We start from the raw sequence: 24838 nt of genomic DNA on the forward strand, positions 1-24838 counted from the left end.
TGTCTATGGAATAAAAAAAATTACTAATGGAATTAAAAAAGAAAAGTGCCGAAAGAAAGGTCGAAGAGTCTTTCGGCACATAAGATCAACTTAATTGAACTTTTGAATTAATCTATAATTAAAACTATGCAAAAAATAATTAAAAACTACTTTAATCCTATAAAAGAGGGAAAAAAAGTAGGGTTTAAATGCATGCTGATCATCCTGTTGGTGGCAACGTTTAACATAGGAACAGCATATTCGCAATCACAAAACGTATCGCTGGATTTTGATAATACACCTATTACAGAGGTGTTTAAATCCATTGAGGCGAAAACGTCTTATCGTTTCTTTTATCAGCGCGAACAACTTGATGTTAACCGAAAAGTTTCGTTGCATGTAAAAAATAAGTCGGTTCAAGAGGTGCTAAACTCATTGTTTGCTGGCTCAAATGTTAATTTCACTATTCAAAAAGACAACCTTATCCTTCTTAAAACCACTCAAATAAGTCAGGGGACAAAGGAAGAAAGTCGCAAAGTAACCGGAATCGTTACTGACGATGAAGGGATCGCTTTGCCAGGTGTTTCTGTAAGTGTTAAAAAAACAACAGGGGGTGCTACTACCGATATAAACGGAAAGTATGAAGTTACAGTTTCGTCGAGCGAGTCGGTATTGGTGTTCAGTTATGTGGGGATGACAACACAAGAAATTACGGTGGGAAATAACAAAACTCTTAACATAAAGTTGCTTAACAACGCCATTGGTTTGAAAGAAGTTGTCGTGTCGGTGGGTTATGGTTCAGTAAATAAGAAAGACGTCACCGGATCGGTAGGTACAATTAGTAATAAAGAGTTTAATAAAGGAACGGTTGTTAACCCGGTTGATCTAATCCAGGGTCGCATGCCAGGTATTAACGTGGTTAACAATGGGGGTGAGCCGGGTGCCGGTGCATCAGTTCGTATCAGGGGATCGAACTCTGTGCGTTCAGGTCAGGATCCTCTCTATGTAGTTGACGGAGTTCCCTTAGATATTACCGATGTTCAGCCAAGTGGGGCTACAGTTACAGGTACAGGTAGTGCCGCAACCAAAAATCCATTGAACTTCTTAAACCCGGATGATATTGAAAGCATGGATGTATTGAAAGATGCATCTGCTACTGCTATCTATGGTTCACGTGGTGCAAACGGTGTTATTCTAATTACCACTAAAAAAGGAAAATCAGGTAAAGGGGTTTTGACTTATTCGGCAAACACCTCAATTGCTGAACTTCCAAAACAGTTAGACTTATTGAATGCTCAGGAATTTCTTTCTTTCAGAGCTGATAGAGGTTTAACAGGTGCTGATTATGGGTCTAACACTAACTGGCAGAACCAGATTTACAGAACAGCCCGTACGCAAAGTCATAATTTATCCTATGGTGGCGGTAATGACAAAGGTTCTTACCGTGCTTCATTAAGTTATTTAGATCAGGAAGGTATCATTAAAAAAACCGGCTTAGAGAAATATACCGGACGATTTAATGTGATCCAAAACCTGATTAACGATAAATTACGTTTAGAAGCTAATTTAACAGCAGCTCGTACCAATGACCAGCGCGTTCCTATTGGTGAAACCGGAGGCTTTGAGGGCGACGTGATCTTATCGTCATTAAAATTGAATCCTACTTTGCCTGTTTACAATCCTGATGGAACGTTTAAACAGATGAGTGCTGATGTGCGTAACCCATTGGCAATGATCGATCTGACAAGCGATAATAATCAAACCGACCGTGTTATGGGTAACATCAGCGGATCATTTGAAATCATTAAAGGTTTGAAATACAAGATCAACCTGGCTGCTGATCAATCAAAAGCATCGAGGAAAGTAATGCAAAACCAAAGCCTTATTTATTTAACAAATAAAGGTACGGTTGATATTAGCGATGTTTCATTGTCGAGTAATTTAATTGAGAACTACCTGACCTATGATTTCAACATTAATGAGAAGCACCGTTTTAATGTTTTGGGAGGTCATTCATACCAACAGTTTAAAGTTTATACCTATAGATTTAGTGAAGATGGTTTTACCATTACCGACTTCGATTACATCAATAACTTAGCTTTAGGAAACTTTAAAGCAGCTACTGTTGGATCGTCAATCACTAAGAATGCATTGCAATCATTTTTTGGCCGTGTTAATTACAACTTAGACAATAAGTATTTAGTTACTGCCACATTAAGAAGTGATGGTTCAACAAAATTTGGTGCAAATAATAAATATGGTCTTTTCCCATCTGCTTCATTTGCATGGAAATTAAATGAGGAAGAGTTTGTTAAAAACCTGGGTGTCTTCAGCAACTTGAAAATGCGATTAGGCTGGGGTATTACCGGTAACCAGGAAATTCCTAATAAGATCTCTCAAATATTGTTAGGTTCTTCTTCGTCAGGTAATAATGCCATTTTAGATGGTTCTGCCAAGAATGTAACTTCAGGTATCACACTTTCCCGTACACCAAATCCTGATATCCGCTGGGAAACAACCAACCAGGTGAATGCCGGTCTCGATTTTGGGTTTTTAAATGGACGAATTACTGGTACCATCGATTATTTTGATAAAACAACCAGCGACGTATTATTACAAGTAAACTCCATTGCTCCAGCTCCAACCACCACAGTATGGTCCAACGTTCCGGGTATGAAAATCTTGAACAGAGGTTTTGAGTTGGGTTTAACCGGTGTCATTGTAAATAATAAAGGTCTTACCTGGGATGCAGGCGTAAACTTCACCACTATTAAGAATGAAGTATCGGGCTTGCCAATGAGTCAGATCACAACAGGCGCGCCAAGTGGTCCGGGTATTACAGGGTTCTCTTCACAGGTTGTTAAAAACGGCTATCCAATTGGAACTTTCTGGGGACGTAAGTTCTTAGGCTTTGATGAGTTGGGTAATAGTACGTTTGAAAAAGATGCCAACGGTGTTGAAATTCAGCAATCTTTAGGATCTGCCATGCCTAAGTTAACCTATGGTTTTAATACAAGTGTAAGTTACAAAGGCGTAGACTTAGCGGTTAATTTAAATGGCGTTTATGGCAATAAGATCTATAACAACGTTGCAAATATTATGAGTCAGAACACCCTGATTTCTAAAGAATGGAATGCAACGAAAGATGCTGCTCAAAGCAAAGAGAATCCAAACGGGACATTAACCTACAGTAGCCGCTTCATTGAAGATGGATCATTTTTACGCTTGTCAAATGCAACTTTGGGCTATTCTGTTAATGTGAAAAGCATTAACTGGTTGAGCAAGTTACGTTTCAGCGTAACCGGTAATAACTTGTTTGTAATTACAGATTATTCTGGTTACGATCCTGAAGTTAACGCCGATCACTCAGCAAGTGGTGTGCCTTCAATGGGTATCGATTGGACTACTTATCCAAAAGCCCGTACTGTTGTTTTCGGAGTAAATGTTGAATTCTAAATTCTAAATGACAATTAAGCATGAAAAAAATATATATTCTGGTAACTGCCCTGACTCTTTCCCTAACAGCATGTTCGGTAAATGAGGAAATTTTAGATGAGGCTAACGGAGGAAACGTTGTTTCAGATAGTAAAAACATGGAAATGATTGCAGCTCCTGCTTACGCTTACCTTAGAGATTTGCAAGGTGGATCATCAGGAGTTTGGGGCACCGTATTAGCAACTACAGATGAGCTTGCTTGGCCGGGAAGAGGAGCTGATTGGCAAAGCCCTGATCGTCAGGCGCTCTCTACTCATACATATACCCCAACAAATAGCAATATTAAAAATACCTGGAATAGTTTTTTGATAGGTATAAATAAGAGTAACATATCATTAAAATACCTGTCAGCATTTCCACAATCAGAAAAAAAAGATGGGTACATGGCTGAGATTAGATTTATCAGAGCGCTGTGTATGTTTAAACTGATGGATAACTTTGGTAAGTTTCCGTTCAGAGAATACACCGAAATTGATTTCTCTAAATCTCCGGTAATATTAAAACGTGAACAAGCTGTTGAGCGAATCATTAAAGAGCTGAATGAAATCATTCCGCTTTTAAAAAATAAGTCTGACATTCCTTATGGCAGAGTATCAAAAGCTGCTGCACAAATGTTGCTGGCTCATGTTTACCTGAATCATGAAGTTTATACCGGTAAAACTAAATGGGCCGAAACCATTAAAGCATGTGATGATATTATCAATTCGGGGCAATACAAAATTGCTGATGATTATTGGAAGTTATTCCAATTTGATAATGCGGCCTATTTGCAGAGTACCGAAAGCATTCTTTCAGTTATTTATGATGAAACAAATGGTTTAACTGGATCAGAATGGGTTAGAATAACAATACACTACAACCAAAAATTTGGCAATTTTACTGCCGGAGGAAATAATGGATGCTGTACTACTCCTGCCTTTGTGAATACATGGGACGAGAGTGACCAGCGATTCAGCGATAGGCGTTTAATTGGTCAATTAGGTTTCAATCAAGGATTCCTTATCGGCCAACAATACTCAGTTGCTGGTGTTGCATTAACAACCCGCGATAATAAGCCACTTATCTTTACAAAAGATTTTAGTATCGCTAATTCAACAGAAGCTCAAGGTGTACGTATTGTTAAGTTTGCACCTAACCCACCAACCACTAACACCGGTGCTGCAGGAAATGATTTTCCGTTGTATCGTTTATCTGATACCTACCTGATACGCGCTGAGGCGAAATTTAGAGCAGGTGATGAAGCTAGTGCCTTGGAGGATATTAATTATATAAGAAACACCAAACGCGGACAACCGGCTTATACTTCACTCGATCTAGATAAAATTTTGAACGAGCGTGGATATGAGTTGTATTGGGAAGGTGGTCGTAGAACCGATTTGATCCGTTTCAATAAATACAGAGCTCCTCGTGCTGAGAAGAATTTTGAAACACCGGCTCACATGGTGCTATTGCCAATTCCAATTAGTGCAATTGAAGCTAATCCTGATTTACTTCCAAATAATGGGTATTAAAAGAAACGATTGTAAGTAAGTTAACCACTATTGGCAGCTTTTTTTGTGGAGGCTGCCAATGGTTAACAAATGGATTGTTTCCTTTTTCATGCTTCGCAATGATCATTGCATAAGTTATTTACTGATAATTTTTATAATTATATAGATGAAGCAATTCGTACTTGCATTGTGCTTTACAATGCTTACTGGCTCGCTTTCAGCCCAAAAAATACAACCAGTGCCCAACTGGTTAAAAACTGCCGTATTTTATCAGATTTATCCCCAGAGTTTTCAGGACACCAACAATGACGGTATTGGAGATATTAATGGTATTACTCAACGGCTTGATTATATTAAATGGTTGGGATGTAATACTATTTGGATCAACCCTTGTTTTGAGTCTCCTTTTTTTGATGCCGGATACGATGTAACGGATTATTACAAAGTGGCCCCCCGGTATGGCTCTAATCAAGATCTGGAGAATTTATTTAATGAAGCTCACAAACGCAACATGCGGGTTTGTTTAGACTTGGTTGCAGGGCATACCTCCGATCAGCATCCATGGTTCAAAGCCTCTCAGCAACAAACGCCAAACGAATTTTCGCACCGGTACATTTGGACGAACGATTCAACCTTAAAACCAGAAAGGTTTGTTGCCGGGAAATTTGAACGTAACGGTACTTATCGTAAGAACTTTTTTGATGTTCAACCTGCATTGAATTATGGTTATGGTAAACCTAATCCTGCTAATCCCTGGGAACAACCGGTAACAGCTGAAGGGCCTCAAAAGACAAAAGCCGAATTGATCAAGATCATGGATTTTTGGATGGATAAAGGCGCTGACGGTTTCAGGGTTGATATGGCAGGCTCTTTAGTAAAGAATGATCCTGATTTATCGGCAACTAATAAGTTATGGAAAGATATCCGTTCTCATTTTCAATCAAAATATGCTGATGGGATTTTAATTGCCGAATGGGGTGATCCTGCAAAATCGATCAAAGCTAACTTTATGATGGATTTTCTCATCCATCTGCGAAATTCGGGTTATAGCTCCCTGTTTTTTAATAAAGAAGGTGTTTACCGTCATGATACCTGTTATTTCAGTAGTCAGGGCAATGGCTCTCCAGTCAATTTCATTAATATCTATAATCAGCAATTAAAAGAAGTTATTGCGGGTAAGGGCTACTTGTGTTTACCAACGTCCAATCATGATTTTCAGCGCCCGGCAAGTGGCGACAGGAATACTGTTGAGCAATTAAAGGCTGCTATGGTATTTTTCTTAACCCTGCCAAGCGTTCCCTTGGTTTATTATGGTGATGAGATCGGGATGAAATACGTCAGCGGTTTACCCAATAAAGAAGGAAGCGTGCTAAGTAAAGGTAATCGTGCTGGAACAAGAACGCCTATGCAATGGGATAAAACCAAAGGCGCCGGTTTCTCCGATGCTGATCCTAAGCAGTTTTATTTGCCGCTGGATTCTTCATTGAACCGCCCTGATGTGGCTACTCAATTAACAGACTCAAGTTCACTCCTTCATTTTACCCGTAAACTGCTGGCTTTAAAGAGTACTTCAAAGGCTTTGAGAACAGAAGGATCAATTAGGTTTTATAACACGGCTGAGCATACCTATCCTTTGGTTTATCAGCGCAAGTTCAAAAACGAAACCTTCCTGATCGTGATCAATCCATCTACTAAAGAACAGGCGATTCAACTAAAGTCAGATAAAAAGATTAAAAAGGTAAACTCGACGCTTGTTGATGGGGTAGAGTTGAACGCCGATAAAAGTAAAGGATTAACCATTACAGCTAAGGCAAGCAGTTATGGCATTTTCAAATTAAACTAAAACCTGATAAGGCTATGTTCAAGTATAAATTTAGAGGTTGTGGCTTTATTGCCTATGAACGTAACGCTGAGCACCCTGCTGAACGTCACACTGAGCTTCCCGCTGAATGTCACGCTGAGCGGAGTCGAAGCGTAGCAAATTGGTATTCTAAAATTAAATCATATAGTAAAAGCGCATTTTGTATCGTTGCAGCAGTTTTGCTTTCGGCAATTAACGTTAAAGCCCAGGTTGATCCCTGGATAATCAAAGCCGATAAGATCGACCCATCTAATTATTACGGGGTGAGTGTAGCCAACGGAATGGTTGGTATTGTTTCCTCTCCCGAGCCTTTTAAAGTTAAAAACATTGTACTCGCCGGGGCCTATGACCTGTATGGCCGGGGGCGTGTAAGCAACTTTATAAACGGTATTAATTTGCTGAATATGGGCTTGTCTGTTGATGGAAAGTCAATTTCGGCTAACAATATCAGCAACTTTACCCAACAGTTAAATATGAAGAATGGAAGTTTCACCACTTCCTTTAATGTGGGTGAAAAGGCCACTGTCAATTATACCGTTTATTCATTAAGACACTTGCCGTATTCGGTAATGGTTGATGTGAGTGTAAGTGCTAAACAAGATGTGGAAATAGGGGCTTCTAATAGCATGGAAACTCCTGATGCCTTGCGTGATGCTCAAAACTATTTTAATGAGATTGTCCGTTCGCATGTAGCTATCAGTTTGCTTACCACAACGGCAAAAAGTCCTACCGGTAAAATTGGATTGGCTGCATCCACCACTTTCTTATTTGACGAACCTAAAGATCAGCAGCCTAATATTATTCATGCTATGTATGATAATAATAGGCATAGCATGCGGTTTACAAAGAAAATACAAGCTGGAACGACCTATTCATATGCAATTGCAGGCGCTGTTTTGAGTACAGCTCATCATCCCGATCCATTAAATGAAACGGAGCGCCTTGCCATTTTTGCCAAAATGGAAGGTAAGCAACGCTTAATTAGTTTGCACAACAAGGCCTGGGATGATCTATGGAAGAGTGATATTTTGATAGAAGGTGACGATCAGGCGCAGCAAGATGTTAGAAGCATGCTGTATCATCTGTATGCTTTCTCGCGGGCAGGTTCTGGAATGTCTTTGTCGCCAATGGGATTGTCGGGTTTGGGATATAATGGACACGTATTTTGGGATACCGACACCTGGATGTTCCCTCCTTTGTTGGTTTTGCATCCTGAAATAGCTGAATCATTGATCGATTATCGATTTAAGCGTTTAGAAGTTGCTAAGCAAAATGCCTTTTCGCACGGTTATAAAGGCGCCATGTTTCCCTGGGAAAGTGCTGAGTCAGGTGCCGAAGAAACACCTGTTTGGGCATTAAGCGGTCCCTTTGAGCATCATATAACAGGATGCGTTGCCTTTGCAACCTGGAGTTATTACTGTGTTACACAAGATAAAGAATGGCTGAAAAACAAAGGCTGGCCAATAATTGAAGCTACTGCCGATTTTTGGGCCAGCCGTGTGGAACGCAATGGCCCGGGTAAGTTTGATATAAAAAATGTGGTGGCTTCGGATGAATGGGCCGAGAATGTTGATAATGATGCGTTCACCAATGCCATTGCCAAAGCAAATTTGGAAATCGCTAATCAGGCTGCTAAGCTCCTGGGTAAACCTGAAAATGCTGATTGGAGCCTGGTTGCTAAAAATATTCCTATTCATCAATTTCCTGATGGGGTTACCCGCGAACACGCTACTTATAATGGTGAACCAATTAAGCAGGCTGATGTGAATTTGCTGGCCTATCCGCTTAAGAGAATTACTAATGAGGTGCAGATCAAAAAGGATCTTGAATACTATCAAACACGGGTTCCTGTTTCAGGTACCCCGGCAATGACGCAGGCTATTTTCTCTTTGCTCTATGCACGTTTGGGAGATGAGCAACAAGCCTATCACTATTTCCAGGATGCATTTATCCCCAATTTAAATCCTCCTTTCAGGGTAATTGCCGAAACCAAAGGCGGAACAAACCCGTATTTCGCAACTGGTGCCGGTGGTGTGCTGCAAGCGGTTTTAATGGGTTTTGGCGGATTAGATATTACACCAAAAGGCATTCAGCAAGTGAAAAGTAAACTGCCTGCTCATTGGAAATCATTAACCATAAAAGGAGTGGGCCCTGCTAAGGCTACTTATCTCATAAAGAAGTAAACCAAGGCATGTTTAGAAGAGATTTTCTTAGAAGTTTAGGTTTACTTGGGGCGGTGGCCGCAATACCTACAGGAGTGGCTAATGCTGCTGAGCATTCAGCAAAGTCATTAAATCCGGTAGAACTTATCACGCTTAAAGGTAAAGTTCATGAGGGGAGAAAGGGAATAGCGGGGGTAATAGTAAGCGATGGCATCAATTGCACACAAACCGATAAAAACGGTTTCTACAAATTATTAAGCAATAAAACTGCGGAGTTTGTTCATATCTCTATTCCGGCTGGTTTTCAAATTGAGCATGAGAAAGGGATAGCCTCTTTCTACAGGGCTATCAATAAAGGGGAAAAGGTTTTTACTGCCAATTTTGAGCTGAAAAAATTGGCAGTTGATTCAGATGATAAACATCGTTTTGCTGTTTGGGCCGATCCTCAAATAATGAATCGTAGAGATGCTGATCTATTAATATCAACCACTGCTCCCGATTTAGCCGAATTGGCAAAGAATTATTCCGATCAGCCTTTTCATGGTATTTGTTGTGGTGACCTGGTTTTCGATAAGCATGAGCTTTTTGCGGATTATAAACAGGCCGTGGCATTAACAGGCGTCCCCTTTTTTCAGGTGCTTGGTAACCATGATATGGATTATGAGAATGTGCGGAGTGATGAATTTTCGGCCGTAACCTTTAAGCAACATTTTGGTCCAACGTATTATTCATTTAATAGGGGAAAGGCTCATTATGTCGTTTTGGATAATGTGTTCTCTATCGGAGCTGGCAAACGCTATATAGGCTACTTAACCGAAAGTCAGTTAAGCTGGCTTGAAAAAGATCTGGCTTTGGTCCCTAAAGATTCATTGGTTATTGTGGTAATGCATATTCCTTCTGATACAGCTGAGAAAAAACGCTTGGGTTTAAAAGAAGAAAACATCGTGAGTGTGTTATCCAACCGGAAACAATTGTATAAGATCCTGGAGCCTTTCAACACTCATATTATCTCAGGCCATACGCATTGGAATGAAAATGTGATTATCAATGAATGCTTAATGGAGCATAATTTAGGAACTGCTTGCGGTGCTTGGTGGGCTGGTCCTTGTTGCGGCGATGGTACTCCTGCTGGTTATGGTGTTTTTGAAGTGAATGGAACTCAATTGTCCTGGTACTATAAATCAACCGGAAAGGATAAAAATTACCAGTTGGAGGTTTACAATAAAGGTTATCACAAAAAGTACCCGGATGAGCTATTGGTGAATGTTTGGAATTGGGATGAACACTGGAAAGTGGAATGGCTGGAAGATGGAAAGGAAAAAGGTGCCTTAACCCGAATTACTGATTATGATCCTCTTGCGCTCGAATTGTACGACGGCCCAACTTTACCTGCAATGCGTAAATGGGTTGAACCGATCATAACAGATCATCTTTTTACATTAAAACCATCAGTAACTGCAAAAGAAATTGTGGTAAAAGTAACGGATCGATTTGGCACTGTTTATACAAGTAAGAAAGTGGTGAGTTAGTTTTTAGATGGAGAGAAAATTAAAAGGAAAAATCTGATAAAGGTTTTTAAACGGATTGTTAAAAAGAGACCAAATCAAATAAGCTGGGCGGCCGAAAGGCCGCTTTTTGTTTTTAGGATAAACTATACTGATTAATTGAAAATATTTTTCATAAAACAGACCGAATGGTCTATATTTGACTATGCAACAAAGTAAAGCTGAACGTACCCGGGCGATGATCATTGAAAGATCGGCAGCCCTTTTTAATGTGAAAGGTTTCGCCGGGACTTCCTTGAATGACATTTTAGTCGCTACCGGTTTAAAAAAGGGAGGGGTTTACGGGCATTTTAATAGTAAGCAGGATATTGCCGTTGAGGTATTTAATTATGCATATGCAGAACTGGAAAAGGCGCTTGTTGCTGCAGTAGCTAAACATGAAAACAGCCTTGAAAAACTAAAAGCAATTTTGAGCTTTTATCAGAATTATAGCAGTCAGCCCACAATTGAAGGCGGTTGTCCCATCCTTAATTTTTCAATGGAGGTTGATGATACCAACCCCGAGCTGCGTAAACATTTATTGTGGGCAGTAAATAGGTTGTTAAAATCATTGACGCGTATTATCCAAAATGGACAAGAACTAAATGAAATAAACCAGGCCGTAAATGCTGAACAATTTGCCGTATTAATGTATGCCCAAATAGAAGGTGGAATAATGCTGTCTAAACTTGAGGGAAATGACCAGAAATTACAATTAGTACTTAATCTTCTTTCTAACCAAATTGAACAGCAACTACCTCTATAATTTTTTTGCCCTAAAAAAGACCGTTCGGTCTATAAAATAATAATATGGAAAATCAGAAAAAATCAACTACTCAAATCAATCATTATCCCGAAACTTCTTATAAAGTCAGGTTTAGTGATTGCGATCCTTTCAGGCATCTTAATAATGCCCGTTATCTCGACTACTGCCTTCATGCCCGTGAAGAGCATTTGAAACAATTTTACGACGTCGACTTAAATCTATTTGCAAAGCAAGGTGCTGCATGGGTGATAAGTGGCCATGAAATTCAGTATTTGCGGCCAGTAATGCTTGGTGAGGAGATCAGGATCAGAACGGCTTTGCTTGATTTTAATTTAACATCCATTTGGGTGGAGATGAGTATTTGGGATCAGGCAGGGCAGGAGTTAAAAGCAGTATTATGGACCCAGTTTGTGCCTGTATCAGTACTTAGCGGAAAGAAAAAAGAACATACCGAAGAAATGATGGCCTTGTTTGAGCAAATTAAAGTTGTAAATGAGCCTGATTTGGAATCAATGAATTTGACGAAACGGATTTCGCAGTTGCTTCAAAAAAACAATGCTATTGTTGAAGTAAGTATTTAAGTTGTATACGCAGTGGAAAGTTTAATTATACTTTTTATAGAAGCTGAAATTGAGAAGATTTTGTTAAAATGATATTTGGTCTTATACAATTTTATCTATCTTTTTAGCGACCAATTTATGTATATGCAAACAAGTCAACCAAAAAACAAAATTTGGGAAGTAATTTTTGCTTCCTCAGCCGGTACGCTCATTGAATGGTACGACTTCTATATTTTCGGAAGCCTTTCATTAATTATTGCTGAAAAGTTTTTCCCGGCCAGCAACCCAACCTTAGCATACGTGTCTACTTTAGCCACATTTGCGGTAGGTTTTGTGGTTCGGCCTTTCGGCGCCATAGTCTTTGGCCGCCTGGGCGATTTGGTTGGGCGTAAGTATACCTTCCTGCTCACCTTGCTGCTAATGGGGGGCGCCACTTTTGCCATAGGCCTTGTGCCTTCATATCAGCAAATTGGAGTTTTCGCACCCATCATTGTTTTACTGCTGCGTCTGGTTCAGGGCTTGGCTTTGGGCGGAGAATATGGCGGCGCGGCTACCTATGTTGCCGAGCACTCTCCCGAGCATAAGCGAGGTTATTATACAAGCTTTATTCAAACTACCGCTACTTTAGGTTTGTTTCTGTCCTTGGGGGTGATACTGATTACCCGTTTGCTAATGCCTGCTGATAGCTTTAGTGCCTGGGGATGGAGAATTCCGTTTTTATTATCGGTTTTTTTAGTCATCATGTCGTATTACATCCGTATTCGTTTACATGAATCGCCATTGTTTACACAGCTGAAGGCCGAAGGAAAAGTGGCTAAAAACCCTTTGAAGGAAAGCTTTGGAAACAAAGAAAACTTGAAAATGGTGCTACTGGCCTTATTTGGAGCCACAATGGGCCAGGGAGTGGTATGGTACACCGGACAGTTTTACGCATTATCATTCCTTCAAAAAACAATGAACATTGAATTTGTACAATCAAATGTGATCATTGCCATCGCCCTATTACTAGGAACACCGTTCTTTATTGTTTTTGGAAAACTTTCGGACAAGATCGGAAGAAAGAAGCTTATGCTTACCGGTATGCTGATTGCCGCTATATGCTACTATCCGATCTATAAAGTGATGGATAATACCGTAAATATTACTGAAAAGACAGAGATTGAAAGCAAGAGAACAGTTGAAACATCGACTGTTAAACAAGCTGATGGAACTGAAGCTGCCAAAGTAATTGAAACCAGGTTGTATGATGACGGTACAAAAATTAAAGAGACAAGTATCAGTAAAGCAGTGGCTCCTTCTGAAATTAAAAAAGAAGTCTCGCTAGGTCTGTCGAATGTTATTTTACTGATAGGCTTGATATTCGTCCAGGTTCTTTTTGTGACCCTTGTTTATGGTCCGATTGCAGCATTTTTGGTCGAGCTGTTTCCAACGCATATCCGTTATACGTCCATGTCCCTTCCATATCATTTGGGAAATGGAGTTATCGGTGGACTGCTGCCAACGATAGCTACTTTGCTGGTGTTTCAAACAGGCAATCACTTCGCCGGATTGATCTATCCGATCAGCATTGCATTGGTCTGCTTTATTATCGGACTGATCTTTATTAAAGAAAAGCCTGTTGAAAAGCCTGAGAATGTAGAGCAGGTTGTAAAAGAAACGGTTTAAATCCAAAACTATTTATACAGGAGGCTGTCTGAAAAAGGCTTAGCGTTATTCCTCTAAGCGAAGTCGAAACACCTTTCGACTTCGCTCAAGGTGACGTTGTCAGGCTGAGCGTAGTCGAAGCCTTAAAACGGTCCGCCATGAATTAAATCTGTGCTTTTTCAGATTTGCAATCCCGAATAGCGACGCCCTTCGGTTACGCTCAAAGTGACGATGTCAGGCTGAGCGCAGTCGAAGCCTCCTTGCTCATTCAACTCATTCGGGTATTGAATACTGAATTGAATTCCACGCTTATGTGTGTCCGGATTACAAATCCGGACACACATTGGTGCCCTTCGGCTGTGTTCAGGGTGACAAATGTTGTCAGGCTGAGCGCAGTCGAAGCCCCTTAAAACACCCCTCCATGGGTTAAATCAATTAATTTAGAGGTTAACCCCGGGAAATACGAAAGCGATTTTAGTGTAAGATTAGTTACGGCAGGTTTGCCAAATAATTGTTGAAATATTCTTCCGGCCCTTAATCTCGAATTGAAGTTTTTTCGCCAAAGGTTTGTGTAACGATCCTCCGCTTGGCTTCGAGTTAATTTCCCACCTAAATATTCAATGATAACACCACTTAATAATTTCGAAGAATGCAAAGCCATGCTCATTCCATTGCCACATAAAGGAGTTATCATCCCGGCCGAGTCACCGGTCATGAAAATGTGATCCTCCACAAGTGTTTTAGCGGCAAAGCTGATTTGCGAGATGGCAAGCGGCTCCTCGTAAAGAAATTCAGCATTTGAGAAATAGCGGTTAAGAACAGGGTTTTTCTTTAAAAGATTATTCTCCAAAAGCCGGATGTTATTGTTGTTTTGCTGAAGTTTTTGAGCGGTGGTGAGGTAACATAAACAAAGACGGTTATTGTCCACTGGCGAAATACCGCAATATCCATCTTCGAAATTGTGTAATTCGATCAGATGTAAAGGGAAATCAAGTTTAACATGATATTTAACGCCAATATACTGTTGCGCATTTTGCTTGGTAGACTCAATGAAAGGGCGGTTAAGTTTAATATCGAGATTGGCACGCTTGCCCCAGGCTCCGCAAACCACTTTTGCTGTAAAGTTTCCGGCAGTGGTCTTTAGCAGGTGCCGATCGCTACTGAAAGTAATATCTGTTACTTTGGTACCGGATAGCAGTTCAGCGCCACAACTGCGGGCAATTAAAGCAAGCCGATCATCCAAGGTATAACGGCTTATTCCAAAACCGCCTGGGCTAAGTGTATGCCGAAGTAATCGTCCCTTGCAATCAGAAATAGCCAGTTTGGTAATTCGGGGAAGCTGCATTTCTGTAAGCGGCAAACCAATCGATTCGAGGAAATCCCAGGATTCCATCGAAATATATTCTCCGCAAACTTTATGAAAAGGATACTGCTCTTTCTCAAACAGAATAACGCGATGTCCGGCTTTGGATAGCTGAATCGCTAGGCTTAAACCGGCTAAACCACCGCCAATAATTGCAACCTCAAAGTCCATGGGTTCTTGCTGTAATTAAATGCCTGAATGCCCACTGCCAGCTGATCTCAGCTGTTGTTATCTCGGCCTTTCTTAATAATACCATCCATTCGCCATGATTAAATCCACGGGCCACGGAAAGCTTAGCATCGTTTTTTACCAGGTATGATTTGGAAAACAATGTAGTAAGAAAACGGATACTGTGATAAGCTAAGAAATGACGATGAAGATCATTGATAACAAAACCGATTTTGGCGTTCTTACCCATCCATTGTAAAAGTTCAATTATCTCGGGATTGCTAAGATGATGGCAAAAAAGAGATGAAATAATAATATCGGGTTGTAATTGATCAGGCTGAATGGCTCGGTAGTCGGTCTGGATAAAGGAAATTTCAGGAAAGCCAATGCTTTCCTTTTCAGCAAAACGGATGCATTCGGGTTTTAGATCAACGCCAATGAGCCGCACCTTTCTATTGGCTTTACGGGCCCAGCGGGCAATGGCCCGAAGGGTATCACCACCACCACTGCCAAGATCCAGAATGGTTATAGTTTGCTGCAGTTTATCGCTTAGCTTTTTAACACCTTTAACGGTAATGGCATGCCCTCCAAGGAAGCGGTTAATAAAATCCAGTTCCCGAAGATTTTGGGCCAGATCATTATACGGGATGTTTTCTTCATCGAGCAATTCCTTTTGAGAAGAACGAATGCTGAAGTTCATTAGCTGAAGAAAACCTAGTTGGAAAGCAGCATGCTTTCCATCGTTAATCCCGGTCCAAAACCGGCAGCAAATACGATTTCTTTAGCCGTCCAGTTAATTTTTTTATCCATCAGATCTTTTAGCACATATAAAACGGTAGGGGAGGACATATTGCCATAGTTTTCGAGAGTTGCATAAGCCGAATTTAGATCATCTGCCGTAATGCTGAGTTCCTTTTGAATGACATCCAAAATGCGCTTGCCTCCCGGATGAATGGCCCAATGGTTAATATCCGACTGCGATTTCCCTAATGATCCTACAGTTTTGGCAACCAGGTTTTTGATGCCTGCCTCCACCAAATCGGGGATATAATTACTCAGGGTCATTAAAAAGCCAGTTTCCGAAAGTTTCCATGCCATGTCCTTTTTGCCTTTGAAATGTATTTCGGAATGGGTGTTTTCGATCTTAAGACCTTTCCAATTCTTTTCATCAGCAGTTTCATCAGAGCATACTAAAGCAGAAGCAGCTCCGTCGGCAAATAACAAATTAGCCATCATGTTATCCGCATCGTTTTTGGCCTGGAAGTGAATGGTGCAGATCTCAACAGATACAATTAAAACACGGGCATTTTTATCGGCCTTGCATATCAGATCGGCATGCTTAAGGGCATGCAGCGCTGCATAACAGCCCATGAAATTCACTGATGTTCTGTAAATGGTATGTTCAAGTCCTAAGAGCTCAACCAACTCGATATCTAAACCTGGAGCCGAAAGACCGGTACAGCTTACGGTGATCAGGTGCGTAACTTCAGCGGGTTTTATAAATCCATCCAAACTTTTGTGAGCCGAATCGGCTCCCAGTTGTCCTGCATGTTGATGATAAACTTTCATACGGTCATCCAGGCTTGGATCTTCTTCCACATTGTCGAAAAAAGAAGCATGGTGACTGGCATAGCGCTCAGAAAATTCGGGTAAAACGGAATACCTGGTTTTTATGCCACTTCGCTGGTAAAGTATATTCAATAGCTTTTTCTCATCCAACGATGGCTGCAACATCTCTGTCATGTAATGTAAAATATCCTCTTGCTTATGTTTAAACGTTGGATTTGCGGTGGCTATTGATATAATTTTACTCATAGTATTTGGTTTAAAATGAAAAGCGTAATAAAACAAGCGTTAAGGCAAACCGATGCAATGAGGTTCATGCGCATGGTATGCTCATAGTCTGCATTGCAAGGGTTGTTCCAAACCTTTATAAACCAACTTACGAAATAAAAACCAATGGGTATAAAAAATAATTGAAGGATATAGAAATTGTTGAGATGAAGTATTTCTGTGAAATAAGCCAGGAATAAAAGGTTGGCAAGCAGAAAGGAAATAGTACTAAAAATAAATGTCCCCCGATAACCTAATTTATAGCTGAGTGTGATATCTCCGTTTTTCAGGTCCTCCTCATGCTGATAGATCTGGGTTAAGGGATAAACTCCGGCAAGTAATAAACTGCTGGCCATCATTGCCCATTTGTGGGAAGCAGTAATTGATGTTAAGTCTAGTAATGTTGCTGCATGCATGCTCATCAGAAAGGTAAATCCTCCCTGGAATATCACCACCACCCAAAAGCCCAGGTAAGGGTATTTTTTTAAGCGGATACCTTTATAGCTATAAGCTCTTGAAGCTAATATGTAAGCAAGTAAACAGAGAAAGAAAGTAGTGGAAATAAAAAAGGAAAGACTTAAGCCGAGGAGATCGAGGAAGAGAGCTGCATAAAATAGTTTTTTGGTGGGCTTAGGAGGATATTTTAAGCCACCTATGCTTCCTTCGTCCTGGTCCATATAGCTGTTATATCCGTTGCTGGCCGGGTAGATAAACAGGTGAAGTATGATAAATGATAAAATTGCTGTTTGCCACTTTATTGTTTCGGTCTGACTTAAGGCAAACAAAAATACCGGCATTAAAAACAACGAAAAGTGAAAGCGGAGCAGCAGCAAGGTGTTTTTTGCTTGGTTCATGGTTTTAGTAGTTAGGCGATATTCCTCCGTCCATGGTCAATCGTCCAGATTTAGTAGCCATAATCGATAGTCCATGGTCCATAGATAGCGAACTGCTGACTAAGTACCGCCGACTATCTAATCCTTTCTGCGATCAAGCGAACAATTTCATCGCAATGCTGACTGCCGATCATGTACACCAAGCCATCCTTATCGGTAAGTTTAAGGGCATATTTGCCACGGGTATAAAAGCGAATGGTGCCTTTTTTATGGAGGTTATAAACCGGATTATTCAATAAGAAGCTGCTGTAAAGCACCTTTTCCACACTACGAATGCTGCCAAAATCGATCTTTACGCGGCTGGTGGTCCAAAAGCCATCCAATACCATCGACTGCTCGTATATGGAGGTTTTATAATGGATGATAAACGTTAATAAGCCCGAAATGATTAAGATGGAAACACCCACCACCAACAACAGATCGGCGTTGCGGTCGCGGTTTTCTTCTATATAATAAATGATAAAGCAAAAGATGGCCAATACCAGCCTGGTAAGCAGCCAGCTACGGCTCAGTCCCAAAAATTGTTTTTCTACGAAGAGTGCTTTTTCTTTCATGCAATAAGCATTGTTTTTCGCAGGCAAAATAGAAATTTTTTTGCAGGGATGATGGAAGTGGTAGAAAGAAATTAAGAAAGGACAGACAGGAAGAATAAGTATTTTAGCAGGCAGAAAACAATATAATGCTATTTGTATCTTGCCTTATTTCAGGCATGAAGCTTAATCCTTCTTTAATTTTTGTTGATCAGTAGTGATTATTATTGATTTATTACTTTTACGAAAATTACAAATTATGGTATTAAGCAGATTTTGGCTCTCTATTTTCATTTCTTCAATTGTATTTGTTGTTGTCAGTTTATTTACGGGAAACAGTTACACCATTGATTTTATTTTGAATGGAAAAAAAGACGACCCAATTTTAATCGCTGAAAAATACATTAATCAGGTTCCTGTTTTTGTAAAAGACAGCATCGAAAAAGCGCCAAACCAAACGATGGTGGTTAATAAGATAGCTACCAATCCGGATACGACTTACATTTATAAAAATAAAACGGTTAAAATTTTCAGTGGCGTTCAAAAATCAGACGGACTTTTGCCTACCTGTAAAAGCACATTAATTGATTTGATTTTGCCACTTATTGCTTATTTGGCATTTTTCTGTGGATTGATGGAACTTTTAATCATTTCGGGAGCTACCGAAAAGTTAGCAAAAGTATTGAGTCCGGTCTTCGTGAAAGTGTTTCCAAGTATCCCCAAAAATCATCCCTCGATATCCTATATGACCTTAAACTTTGCCGCCAATTTCTTGGGATTGGATTCGGCTGCCACACCTTTTGGATTAAAAGCCATGGAAAGTTTACAGGAAATAAACCCCGAAAAAGACAAAGCCAGTGATGCCCAGATCATGTTTATGTGTCTTCACGCCTCGGGACTTACCTTAATTGCGACTTCTATAATTGGGTATCGTGCAGCTGCCAACGCCGCCAACCCCGCCGATGTGATGCTGCCTTGTATCATCACCTCCTTTATCGGTACTATTGCTGCTTTTCTTATTGTGGGAGTAAAGCAAAAAATTAACTTCAAAAGTGCGTCATTGGTAATAGGACTCATGGTGTTAATTGCCGCAATTATAGGCTTGTTGATGTATGTAAACCATTTGGACCTAATAGGAAAAAATTACTTTACATCTAATCTTTCAGCATTGATATTGGTCGGAATTATTGTTGCTACTTTGATCTTATCATTTGTTAAGGAAAAGAAATTTGGGGAGGCCAAAACCACTGTTTATGAGACCTTTGTTGCGGGAGCCAATAATGGCGTTAAAACGGGAGTTACCATTTTTCCTTATGTTTTAGGGATGTTAGTTGCTATTTCTTTATTCAGAAACAGCGGCTTGTTTGAAATTATCAGCAATTGGATTGCTTTTGCATTTTCCAATATGGGAGTAAGCAAAGAGATCACAAATGCTTTACCGGTAGCGTTGCTTAGACCTTTTAGTTCCGCAGGATCCCGGGGGTTTTTAATTGATTCGATGAATACTTTTGGCGCCGATTCCCTAACCGGAAGATTGAGCAGTATTTTTCAATGCAGTGCCGAGAGTACTTTTTATGTGATTGCGGTTTACTTTGGTTCCGTTAATATAAAAAACACGCGCTACGCTTTAGGGACTATGCTTTTAGTCGATGTAGTTTGCGTGATTACTGCTATTTTAGTGGCGACCTGGTTTTTTTAACTATTTTGGTTAATCATTTTTAGAATGCTGAAAACCTTGAAACATTGCCTGGATGAGAACAATAAAAGGTTCAGCTAAATCAGCTATATACGCAATTAAATAGTACTGAAAATAAAATGAAAGGGAGCCCCAGCTCGCGCGCGTTTGTAACGCGTGCGAAATACTGGTTAGTGTTTGTAACACCAAATAGCAAACTAATAATAAAGCTCGAGGATAAGCCCGGGCTTTATTGTTTTCAAGTATAAATTGTATTTTCGGCTAACAACCTCGTTATCTGAATTCTTAGCGTATCAGGGTCTCCCTATGGAAGACTTAATTTAACTAGGGCATTATACTATTCCGAATTGATCAGTAACATCCTCTTAAGTTTATGTTAATCAATAAAGGATGTAATACTCTTATTCAATATTCGAAGCTTTGATGAGTATTTTAATTGGAGAAAATATAATGCTTATGCCCTTATCCGATTCCTCTATAATTAAGCCTTCCTTTGTACGCCAATCCACCTCGTTTTCTTTGTCTGTGGTTCCATGTGCCCTCACAACATAACTTATTAAAGGTATATACAAAGTCAGTGTTTTATTACTGGATTTAAATAATTTATTTAACTCAGGACAGTATTTTAATGGAAGAGGATTCTTGTTAATTCTAAAGTCTTTTTTTAATTCATCTTTATTAAAGATTACCTCTCCGTTCTGTTGGAATTGAATTTTTAATAAGGAAGCAGTAAATGTTTTACTCATTGACATGGTTCCATTTAAAGCTAATTCTCGTGATTGAATTTTTCTAACTTCATGAATTAGATTTACAGTATCAATTTTTTGAGCCTTAGTATTGGAATAAACAAAAAGTATACAACCTAAGACCAATAATAGTTTTCTTTTCATTCTATATAATTTTATGGTTGACAACCTGTTCCCTTAGTTTTATCAATATATTGTTTGATATTATTTAAAGTGCTTTGAGCTAATGATGGTTTTTTCATTACAAGCTGTGACCATGCCATAGATTCATGTAATCCACCCCATGCCAATGCCGTTGCGTCACTGTATGATAAAGTAGGAAACAATTCTTTCAATGCATTTGCCATTTCATCAACATAGGCAGCTCCCATGGAATCATGATCATTAAAATAGTTATTTATACCTGAATAATCCATATAAGCATGAAGAGCTTCATGTATAATAGTGGTTGCGATCATTTCTTTACTTGCATTTGGAAGAACATTGCCATTTAACTCAATCATATATGTACCATAATTAACACTAACATACCTACCTAATATTGAGTCAGGCATTGTTTTCAATTCTATGTATCGCAAATTTATCTGATCATTTTTGTTAAAAATTTTGGTAATTAACGTATTAACCTAATTAGTTAATCCTTTTGATAATGTTTCATTAACCATTGCTTTTAGACAAGGGCTATCAACTTCATTTAAAATATCAGTACTATTTTGCTCTTGTACAAAATTTTCTACTTCATTTATGCTTGGAAGACCATTCTTATAAAGCCTATCAGCAACTGCAACGTGATAATCAGATTTCTTTCTAAAATTATCGATATCATTAGCTTTGATTAGATATTCTATTCCATTTGTTTCATTCCTATAAGCAGAATAAAATAGTAACTGACCATACTTATCATAATGTGGTGAGAGAAAATATTGACCAGCTGTGTAGTTGCCGCCATATGAAGGAAATTTTGAAACGTCAAAATAACCGTTGTATTCAATAGTTACAGGTAGATACATTTCAACAGCATCTCCAGTTATATCATCATGTAAATTTTGAATAATTGGAAAACTACCAATATTGATTTAAAGGTTAGGGTTGATTTTCCTGATAGCGCTGGTATAAGTATTATCAATGGTCGTAAATGTTTTTACAATAAAAATGATCATTGTGTGTTTTTAGTGGGTACTAGCGATATGCCAAGTAAATTAAAAAGCAGTACTTCTGAATATCTGGAAAATTTCATTCTAGGAGTCTTAGACAATGACAAAGGGGAGCTTGTTTACAAAAAAGATTTCTCAAATGGTATTATTAAGGGGAAGGATATCTCATACAAGGCAATTCGCAAATTCATGGGTAATACACCCATAATATGCAAAGCACGTTTATTTGCCTATAAGGGGATTGTATATTTTTTTGCGTCTTGGTACCATAAGGAAAACGAAAAGAACAGTGAAGCCGAAACACAAAAGTTTTTCAACTCAATTCAGTTAATAAAAGAATAAATGCCCACAAATACCAACTGCAAATAAAAAGGAAGGATTGTCTGGCCGATAGCAGAGCTCTGAGTTTATGATGTAATCTTGTTTAGGGTGAAAATGCTGTTTGGCTGGCCAGGAGACCTCTTCCCCCTTTGAAAAATTAAGTCCCCCTGCAGAAGACTTAATTTAACTGGGAGCGAGGGTCACAGCTGTCAAACCCGTAGGGCGATGCTGTGTATATTCGAAGAACACAAGGACTGGCGGATTTTCCCGAAAGCAAATTAATCTCCTAGCAAATGTCCAGAATTGATTAATCTGATTTCCTTTTCAAAAATATCTATTAGGCGTTCTTTATAAAGAGCACCAATAGTTTTTTTGAAAACTTTTTTACTTACATTTAATTCATTCATTATTTCATCAGGGGAACTCTTATCACCCAGGGACAATACCCCATTATTCTTTTCAAGCTGATTTAATAGTGTAGCTTTAAAATCTAAAACTTGCTTGTAGCCTATTGCCTGCAAACTCAGATCTATTTTATCATCTTCTCTAATTTGTTTGATGTATCCTTTTTTAATATCGCCGGGATATAGATGCTCAAAAACCTCATTATGATACAAAAGGCCCATATACTTCTTATTAATAATTGCATTGTAACCTAAATCGGTTTTATCGGCAATTATTAATTCAACCTCATCGCCTTGCTTTACATCAAAATCAGACAGCTCAATGAAGTTGGTTAATTTTGTAGACCCAATAATTCTTCCATTTACTCTATCTAAAGAAATATAAACCAGATATTGCTCGCCAATTTCCATCTGTGCTTTTTGCTCACGCAGCGGCACAAATAAATCTTTTGAAATACCCCAGTCCATATATGCGCCTCTTTCGTTTTCACTTACAACAGTTAATGCTACAAATTCATCTACACAGGCGAATGGCTTTTGTATTGTTGCCCTTGGCTTATCTTCTCCATCCAGAAATACAAAAAGATTCAAAGAATCGTTTTCTTGTAAACCCTCCGGAACTTCCATATATGGCAGCAGAGCCTCTCCCTTTCCATCGCTGAAATAAAGTCCAGCTCCTGATTTTTTCACAAACTTAAGTTCGTTATATTTTCCTATTTCCATTTTCCTAAATATTATCCCCTCAAAAAATCCAATGTTTACAAAGATAGCACTCCATCATCAGCATGATGCTATTGTAATTTTATTAATGCGTGCTACAAATAAATTTATACAGTGAAATTATTAGTTCAATTTGTTATTGAGGCTAAGTGTATTTATGTCATATCAAAATTCGAATTACGATTACCTGATACAAAAACTCGATGAGTTTATTCGCAAGTATTATAAAAACAGGTTAATTCAAGGAAGTTTATATGTAGTGGCGATTTTAGCGGCTTGTTACCTGATTTTAACTTCCCGTTCGGGCGAGTTTGCAACGCGTGCGAAATACAGGTTAGTGTTTGTAACACCAAAGAGCCCTGTTATCTGAATTCTGAGTCTTGCAGGAATCAGATTGCAAATGAAACCAACGTCTCTGACCGTCATTAAAAAATGATTTAAAACAATATGAAGGACTACATTATACTTATGCATAGCGATGGCGGCAATACAAATGATTGGATTATATATATTGCTAAATTGAATCAGTTAGGGGTTTTTCAGGGTGGGAGCTCGATGGGTGGTGGTGCCTGCATCTCTAAGACGGGCAAGGTAAAAGAAATTACCAAACATCTTTCAGGTTATATTCGTATTAAAGCCAATAACATAGAGCATGCGCAGGAATTAATCAGAGGAAACCCTACGTTTGAAGCGGGTGGTACAATTGAGATAAGGGAACTGACTCAAGATTAATTGCATAGTAAAAGTCTTAGTACAGCAGGAATCAGATTGCAAATGAAAACATGGTCTTGGTTCGTTAATAGAATTATCAAATACCAAGGAGTGCATGGATAAACTAGTTAGGTGCAATGTATCTTAAATCGGCTAAAGCTTCACTAATTTTACAAGATGTTCCTGGACGAAAAAATTGATAGATTAAAGCGCCTCTTTCAACCTGAAGACTTTAAGGTGCCGTTTACGAGTGGAAGTCAAATTTTAAAATCGATAGAATCCGAATTTATCATCAGGAAGGATGTGAGTAATAGCCACAATAATCTTCGGTGGAAATACAGCAACTGGTTTGATAATATAAAGAAGAAACTTCTGGTCAAAGCCATTGATCTAAATAGGCACAGTGAATGGATTGATAAGCTAGATGTAAATACAAACTATTGGATGGTGATTGCATATCAGAGTGCGCCTTCTATGAAACACTTTGTTTACGATTGCAAGCCCAATGCTCTTTTGGCGTTGCATTCCATCTCACAGGACGATTTCATGATAGTGGATAAAAAGTATTGTTGGTTTGCTTACTTCAGAGTTGATGGGCAAACGCAGCAAGCCGCAATCTATAGAAGTGGAGAAAAATTGACGCCCTTTGAACCGTAGGGAGTAATTAAAAAAGCCTGAGTGTCTCGTCCTATTATAACTATACATCAAAAAAAGATGTATGGAAAAAAAGTTAGAACAAGACCAGTATTTAATTAGATTGCACAAGAAGAGTCGTTACGACAAGCGGCTGATTGTAAA

Annotated in this window: 22 protein-coding genes; 13 read left to right on the forward strand and 9 right to left on the reverse strand. The window is 39.1% G+C overall.

Going from position 1 to position 24838, the window contains the following annotated elements:
• Positions 1 to 126 precede the first annotated feature (126 nt).
• The 8 genes from C3K47_RS17030 to C3K47_RS17065 all read left to right on the forward strand — a co-directional run bounded on the left by C3K47_RS17030 (position 127) and on the right by C3K47_RS17065 (position 13522).
• Complete coding sequence (locus C3K47_RS17030; protein WP_103790370.1) at positions 127 to 3435, forward strand: TonB-dependent receptor; 3309 nt, start codon at positions 127 to 129, stop codon at positions 3433 to 3435.
• A 20-nt stretch (positions 3436 to 3455) separates the two neighbouring features.
• Positions 3456 to 4985, forward strand: coding sequence for a RagB/SusD family nutrient uptake outer membrane protein (locus C3K47_RS17035; protein ID WP_103790371.1), 1530 nt, complete (start codon positions 3456 to 3458; stop codon positions 4983 to 4985).
• Positions 4986 to 5130: 145 nt separating this feature from the next.
• Positions 5131 to 6807: an alpha-amylase family glycosyl hydrolase gene (locus C3K47_RS17040; RefSeq protein WP_207765320.1), complete on the forward strand. Its 1677-nt coding sequence runs from the start codon at positions 5131 to 5133 to the stop codon at positions 6805 to 6807.
• Positions 6808 to 6821: 14 nt separating this feature from the next.
• Entirely contained in the window at positions 6822 to 9008 is a 2187-nt protein-coding gene (locus C3K47_RS17045; protein WP_165784723.1) for a glycoside hydrolase family 65 protein, read from the forward strand.
• 8 nt (positions 9009 to 9016) lie between these two features.
• The gene (locus tag C3K47_RS17050) at positions 9017 to 10516 is read left to right on the forward strand and encodes a calcineurin-like phosphoesterase C-terminal domain-containing protein (RefSeq protein WP_103790372.1); all 1500 of its coding nucleotides are present in this window, start codon (positions 9017 to 9019) and stop codon (positions 10514 to 10516) included.
• 181 nt (positions 10517 to 10697) lie between these two features.
• Positions 10698 to 11297 (forward strand): TetR/AcrR family transcriptional regulator, encoded by a 600-nt coding sequence (locus C3K47_RS17055; RefSeq protein ID WP_103790373.1) that lies wholly within the window; start codon positions 10698 to 10700, stop codon positions 11295 to 11297.
• 44 nt (positions 11298 to 11341) lie between these two features.
• On the forward strand, positions 11342 to 11878 hold the full coding sequence (locus tag C3K47_RS17060; protein ID WP_103790374.1) for an acyl-CoA thioesterase: 537 nt from the start codon (positions 11342 to 11344) through the stop codon (positions 11876 to 11878).
• A gap of 123 nt (positions 11879 to 12001) precedes the next feature.
• Entirely contained in the window at positions 12002 to 13522 is a 1521-nt protein-coding gene (locus C3K47_RS17065; protein WP_207765321.1) for an MFS transporter, read from the forward strand.
• 385 nt (positions 13523 to 13907) lie between these two features.
• On the opposite strand, the gene C3K47_RS17070 is transcribed toward C3K47_RS17065, so the two are convergent.
• From C3K47_RS17070 to C3K47_RS17090, 5 genes are all read right to left on the reverse strand, one after another.
• A complete protein-coding gene (locus C3K47_RS17070; RefSeq protein ID WP_103790376.1) occupies positions 13908 to 15035 on the reverse strand; it encodes an NAD(P)/FAD-dependent oxidoreductase in 1128 nt (375 codons plus the stop codon).
• Positions 15025 to 15732, reverse strand: coding sequence for a methyltransferase domain-containing protein (locus C3K47_RS17075; protein WP_103790377.1), 708 nt, complete (start codon positions 15730 to 15732; stop codon positions 15025 to 15027). The genes C3K47_RS17070 and C3K47_RS17075 overlap by 11 nt, the downstream gene beginning before the upstream one ends.
• 14 nt (positions 15733 to 15746) lie before the next feature.
• Positions 15747 to 16847: a type III polyketide synthase gene (locus tag C3K47_RS17080; RefSeq protein WP_103790378.1), complete on the reverse strand. Its 1101-nt coding sequence runs from the start codon at positions 16845 to 16847 to the stop codon at positions 15747 to 15749.
• Positions 16844 to 17719 carry a UbiA family prenyltransferase gene (locus tag C3K47_RS17085; protein ID WP_103790379.1) on the reverse strand — a complete coding sequence of 292 codons (876 nt, stop codon included), beginning with the start codon at positions 17717 to 17719 and terminating at the stop codon, positions 16844 to 16846. Before C3K47_RS17085 ends, C3K47_RS17080 begins: the two co-directional genes overlap by 4 nt.
• 113 nt (positions 17720 to 17832) lie before the next feature.
• On the reverse strand, positions 17833 to 18312 hold the full coding sequence (locus tag C3K47_RS17090; RefSeq protein WP_103790380.1) for a hypothetical protein: 480 nt from the start codon (positions 18310 to 18312) through the stop codon (positions 17833 to 17835).
• Between the two features lie 235 nt (positions 18313 to 18547).
• Here C3K47_RS17090 and C3K47_RS17095 point away from each other — a divergent pair, with 235 nt between their 5' ends.
• A complete protein-coding gene (locus tag C3K47_RS17095; RefSeq protein WP_103790381.1) occupies positions 18548 to 19987 on the forward strand; it encodes a nucleoside recognition domain-containing protein in 1440 nt (479 codons plus the stop codon).
• Between the two features lie 398 nt (positions 19988 to 20385).
• Here C3K47_RS17095 and C3K47_RS17100 read toward each other — a convergent pair whose 3' ends face one another.
• The 3 genes from C3K47_RS17100 to C3K47_RS17110 all read right to left on the reverse strand — a co-directional run bounded on the left by C3K47_RS17100 (position 20386) and on the right by C3K47_RS17110 (position 21740).
• Entirely contained in the window at positions 20386 to 20874 is a 489-nt protein-coding gene (locus C3K47_RS17100) for a hypothetical protein (RefSeq protein ID WP_103790382.1), read from the reverse strand.
• 11 nt (positions 20875 to 20885) lie between these two features.
• The gene (locus tag C3K47_RS17105; protein ID WP_103790383.1) at positions 20886 to 21284 is read right to left on the reverse strand and encodes a hypothetical protein; all 399 of its coding nucleotides are present in this window, start codon (positions 21282 to 21284) and stop codon (positions 20886 to 20888) included.
• A gap of 72 nt (positions 21285 to 21356) precedes the next feature.
• Positions 21357 to 21740: a hypothetical protein gene (locus C3K47_RS17110; RefSeq protein WP_103790384.1), complete on the reverse strand. Its 384-nt coding sequence runs from the start codon at positions 21738 to 21740 to the stop codon at positions 21357 to 21359.
• A gap of 36 nt (positions 21741 to 21776) precedes the next feature.
• On the opposite strand from C3K47_RS17110, the gene C3K47_RS17115 reads away from it, so the two are divergent.
• Positions 21777 to 22226, forward strand: coding sequence for a hypothetical protein (locus tag C3K47_RS17115; RefSeq protein WP_103790385.1), 450 nt, complete (start codon positions 21777 to 21779; stop codon positions 22224 to 22226).
• Between the two features lie 257 nt (positions 22227 to 22483).
• On the opposite strand, the gene C3K47_RS17120 is transcribed toward C3K47_RS17115, so the two are convergent.
• Complete coding sequence (locus tag C3K47_RS17120; RefSeq protein WP_103790386.1) at positions 22484 to 23332, reverse strand: CvfB family protein; 849 nt, start codon at positions 23330 to 23332, stop codon at positions 22484 to 22486.
• 154 nt (positions 23333 to 23486) lie between these two features.
• Here C3K47_RS17120 and C3K47_RS17125 point away from each other — a divergent pair, with 154 nt between their 5' ends.
• The 3 genes from C3K47_RS17125 to C3K47_RS17135 all read left to right on the forward strand — a co-directional run bounded on the left by C3K47_RS17125 (position 23487) and on the right by C3K47_RS17135 (position 24697).
• Entirely contained in the window at positions 23487 to 23699 is a 213-nt protein-coding gene (locus tag C3K47_RS17125) for a hypothetical protein (RefSeq protein ID WP_103790387.1), read from the forward strand.
• 77 nt (positions 23700 to 23776) lie between these two features.
• Complete coding sequence (locus C3K47_RS17130; RefSeq protein ID WP_103790388.1) at positions 23777 to 24061, forward strand: YciI family protein; 285 nt, start codon at positions 23777 to 23779, stop codon at positions 24059 to 24061.
• Positions 24062 to 24217: 156 nt separating this feature from the next.
• Entirely contained in the window at positions 24218 to 24697 is a 480-nt protein-coding gene (locus tag C3K47_RS17135; RefSeq protein WP_103790389.1) for a hypothetical protein, read from the forward strand.
• Positions 24698 to 24838 lie beyond the last annotated feature (141 nt).

It is taken from the genome of Solitalea longa, assembly GCF_002920915.1.
Lineage (GTDB): Bacteria > Bacteroidota > Bacteroidia > Sphingobacteriales > Sphingobacteriaceae > Solitalea > Solitalea longa.